Genomic DNA, 4,183 nt, shown 5'->3' with positions numbered 1-4,183 from the left:
TTCCCCTGTTTTGCAGAATAAAAATAAGCAAAATCCATTGAAAAATAGGGTTGTCAACCTGTTTTTTCATGAAGAAAATACGACTATTTTTCATTAGTTAGCACCAAAAATAAATTCTCACCACAGCCAAAAGCATTGCCATTGATTTACTATACGCAATCGTTCTGCGATTTAGACGTTTCAGATGGGTTCGTAATGTCAGGTTCTTGCGTTCGATATGATTAATCCCTCGTAATTTCGTAGAGTGAATTTTATTAGGAATCAGGTCTTTATAACTATTCAATTTATCCGTTGTAATACGCTTTGCATCTTATAAAACAAGTGTTTCAGTTACTTTCCGAAGTGTCGTTTTATTTCTTCTCCCTACAACAACATCAATGATTGCTCCACTTTTAGGTTCTAACGAATAGCAAACACAAATTCGATTCTTTTTATGGCCTACATAAGTGAATAATTCGTCTACTTCGTAACAGTTGCCTTTTACAATGGGATAAGGTCGCTTTAAATCCGCTGAAATTTTTAGGATTCTGCTCATAACCGTTGTAGTAGAGATCTTTAAGATCCTCGAAATGCTTCTGACCCCTACTCCTTCTTTTAATAAATCTACCAGTTCTGCATCGCTCACCTTATAAGAAGTGTATCTGTATTGATCCTGCTGATATTTCTTGCATACAGTACATTGATAACGTTGAGTTTCTTTTAGTTTTCCTTTTTTTATACAAAGACACGAACAGTAGCGACATTTCATCAGGTGCAAGTTTGAGACACGTGATACGAAAACAGTGCGTTTAAGATACCTCTTTTGCACTATTTACCCTAAGAATACCCCATAGATAGTTCCAAAAACAAAAAACCATAAATTAATCACTATTGATTTTCAATTAATTACACCTGTAAAATAAACATAAGTGCAAGTACACTACCAAAATCAATAATTTAAACACTAAACAGCTTGTTACCAACTAATTGAGTACACTACCACTAGTGTTTTGGAATAAGAATAAACAAATTAAAAGGAAAATCTTCTATCAAATTATTCGCATCTTCCAATACTGAGTTTTTTATTTTATTCTTTAGCTCTTTTTTATCTAAAAGCCAGTCATCAGTCAAATAAACATTCCTGCCTTTTTTATATGCTGCGTAACAATAAAGATTAGATTGTGAGTCTTGATTCGCACGGAAGTTTTTCACAAGTGAATCACTTAAGCAAATTTCTCCCTTACTATTTTTGTGAGAACCAATATGCAAAAGTACTTTAATACTTCCGTCAACACCATAACACAACAACTCTATTCCTTTTCCTGCGCCCCCCCATAATCCCTCATTGAATTTATATTTATAAGTTTTAATACGGCTGTATTTATCATAGGTGACCCATGATTTACCTCTCCAAACATCTAAGTCTTTATACTTATATCTACCTTTTTTGTCAATCTTCAAGAGAAGATATTTTCGACTAGTGCCATTTGAATAATAATTAAATAACTCAACAGTATCTCCAACTTTATTAGCTTTTGGCATTACTTTAATAGCATTTGCTGGTATTTGACAAAAACACACTAAAGAAGTTTGCATTATTATAAAAAAACTGACAAGTTTAATTCGGTTTTCCATCATTTACGGTTTTTTCAACTTTAGGTAACCATTCTTGAGTATTCTTTTTCAGCCAACCTCTATGACCAACAATATTTTTAAATCCACCCTTCTTAAATAAATCACCTAAATTAGTCTGGTCTTTATATTCTATATTATGGTCAGCCTGTGGGTACTTGTAGCTTGTGGATCCAGATTTACCACTTTCAAAATCTTTTTTGACAGAATATTCACCTTTAGGTCTTCCTAAAAAATCAGATTCTTCACCTCCTTCATTTAATTGTCCCGTCTTGTTATATCCTCCATGAGGTACTACTTTATCATCTGCCGTATAAACATGTATCCAATTAATTCCCTTACTAGCATCATTTGATAATTCATATCCCCCTTCAACTACGTGTGGGGTATTCAAGGTTACAAGATTTATTTCAACCTCAATCCCCTGTGTATTATAGTATTGATAAACTTTTTCAGCTGCCAAGATCGCTACATTTCCTCCATGACTATGCCCAACTATCGTAATTGCTTCACCTTCTATTCTATTAGCTGTTATCGTTTCAAATAAACAATCTGCTTCGCTAATTCTTGCTTGGGTATTGTTAGCTCCTAACCAAGTATGCTTAAATACCTTTGAATTGCCGAACACCTCTGCGATGGTTTTATCTCCACCTCCAACATTAGTTTTAACAATTTGTGCAGAGTAACCATTATTATCCGGATTAGCAAGTGAACTTGAGCCTAGTGTTCCATTAATAACGAAAACTTCAAGTCCTTCTAACTCTAATCCATCAATCACCCGATTCTCACTAAAAGCATAAGGCGAGTTATATGGATATTTATCCGCCAAAGGATCAATCGCAAAGAACCTACCAATACGAGGGTCATGCATCCTATACTTGTAATTCACGCTATTCCCCTCACCTTTTATCTCGTCATCCTTCTCTTGCCCCTGGAATCCATAACGATAGTCCCCTGTACTCCCATTCCTTTCTGCTATCTGCATTCCAAACGGCATATAATCCGAGTAAGAAACGACATCCGGCTTGTAATATGCTAAACTCTCAGTAGCATCAAACTCCGGCAACTTTCTATCTGTAACAGTTGCAAGCACATTTCCAAGATGATTTTGCATATAGAATCTTTTATCTCCAACAACACGTTGTTGCTGAGTATTTATATCCACATTATTAGACTCAGTTGATGCAATCACTTCTTCTACTTTTTCTATTCCTAGCATAGACGATCCATACAAATTCCGTTCCGTTAAATACAGATTCTTTTCGCTGTTTTCTATCTTTAACGTATAGATTGCCATCACGTTACCCTGTACATCTCTAATATAGTACATTTTTTCAATACCATCCACATCAATAACCCCCGGAGCTGATTTCGGATACACCGTCTTGGTAATGCGTTGTCCCATTGGATCGTAATCAAACTCTAAATCAGGTTTTTCACTAAACGCATAACGTTCAATCTTTTTCACTTTACCTGTTACTGTCCACGCGATGTTTTCAATTTCTTCCGTCTTGTCCTGCACAAGTTGCCCAATGGCATCGTAACGGTAGTTATAGGTGGTTTCATTTGTCGCCAGGTGATAGTTTGAGACACTTAGAACGAACTTTCGTTCATACAGGGTCTTATTTACACAAAAAAGAAGCGAGTGGATATAAATATCCACTCGCTTCAATACAAATTTATTTTTCTATTTATTATTTTTCAATAAGTTACATACACTTTTTACCGGCAGGTGATAGTTTGAGACACTACCCATTTCATCAGGTGCAAGTTTGATACACGTGATACGAAAACAGTGCGTTTAAGATACCTCTTTTGCACTATTTACCCTAAGAATACCCCATAGATAGTTCCAAAAACAAAAAACCATAAATCAATTACTATTGATTTTCAATTAATTACACCTATAAAATAAACCTAGGTGCAAGTTTGTTACACTACCATGTACCCTATCCCTACAGCACCATCACTATTAACAAAGTTTTTTATAGCGGTAACATCAACACTCGGGTCATTAAATTTCCCTGTATTAGAACTCACCCAATTAGAGCCATCATTACTCCCGATCTCCCAAGTCCAATCAGTTTTTCCATCATCAAAAAACTCTTTGAAAGAACCATTACTATTAAACCTTGCAACAGTATCACCATAAACATCATTATGAAATATTGGATTATTTCCCATACTAGCGTATGGATTCTCCCATGCACTCATCTTGGGGTCTAAGCTCAACCATCTTCCTATTCTTGGATCAAGTTGTCTAAAATGCGTTGTATAAGAGTTTCCGCTACCCTTGATTTCATCGTCTTTTTCAGAACCCTGATAGCCATATCTGTAGTCTCCAGCACTACCATTCCTTTCTGCCATCTGCATTCCAAACGGCATATAATCCGAGTAAGAAACGACATCCGGCTTATAATACGCCAACCCTTCTCCCAAATCAAACTCCGGCAACTTACGATCTGAAATGGTAGCCAGCACATTCCCCAAGTGATTACTCAACTCATACCGCTTATCTCCCACAACACGCTGTTGCGCGGTATTGATGTCAATATTTGTTGGTTCTGTAGAA

Annotated in this window: 3 protein-coding genes and 1 pseudogene; all 4 read right to left on the bottom strand. The window is 35.9% G+C overall.

Annotation, left to right across the window (positions count from 1 at the left end; all coding sequences use genetic code 11):
• Positions 1-97: 97 nt before the first annotated feature.
• A pseudogene (locus tag ABDZ97_RS12390) lies at positions 98-748 on the bottom strand (IS1 family transposase).
• 233 nt (positions 749-981) lie between these two features.
• Positions 982-1,617 carry a hypothetical protein gene (locus tag ABDZ97_RS12385; protein WP_343788112.1) on the bottom strand — a complete coding sequence of 212 codons (636 nt, stop codon included), beginning with the start codon at positions 1,615-1,617 and terminating at the stop codon, positions 982-984.
• Positions 1,598-3,274 carry an RHS repeat domain-containing protein gene (locus ABDZ97_RS12380; protein WP_343788148.1) on the bottom strand — a complete coding sequence of 559 codons (1,677 nt, stop codon included), beginning with the start codon at positions 3,272-3,274 and terminating at the stop codon, positions 1,598-1,600. Before ABDZ97_RS12380 ends, ABDZ97_RS12385 begins: the two co-directional genes overlap by 20 nt.
• 269 nt (positions 3,275-3,543) lie before the next feature.
• On the bottom strand, positions 3,544-4,183 hold a 640-nt coding region (locus tag ABDZ97_RS12375; RefSeq protein WP_343788110.1), incomplete at its 5' end, for an RHS repeat-associated core domain-containing protein.

This window comes from Wandonia haliotis (assembly GCF_039523435.1).
Taxonomy (GTDB): Bacteria; Bacteroidota; Bacteroidia; order Flavobacteriales_D; family Crocinitomicaceae; genus Wandonia; species Wandonia haliotis.
The sequence above is the reverse complement of the archived record's forward strand: the minus strand, read 5'-3'. Positions and strand labels throughout refer to the sequence as shown.

What these genes read in the sequence shown, in the direction of transcription:
- ABDZ97_RS12385 (WP_343788112.1), bottom strand. Translation starts at nt 1,617, where the DNA reads ATGATGGAAAACCGAATTAAACTTGTCAGTTTTTTTATAATAATGCAA.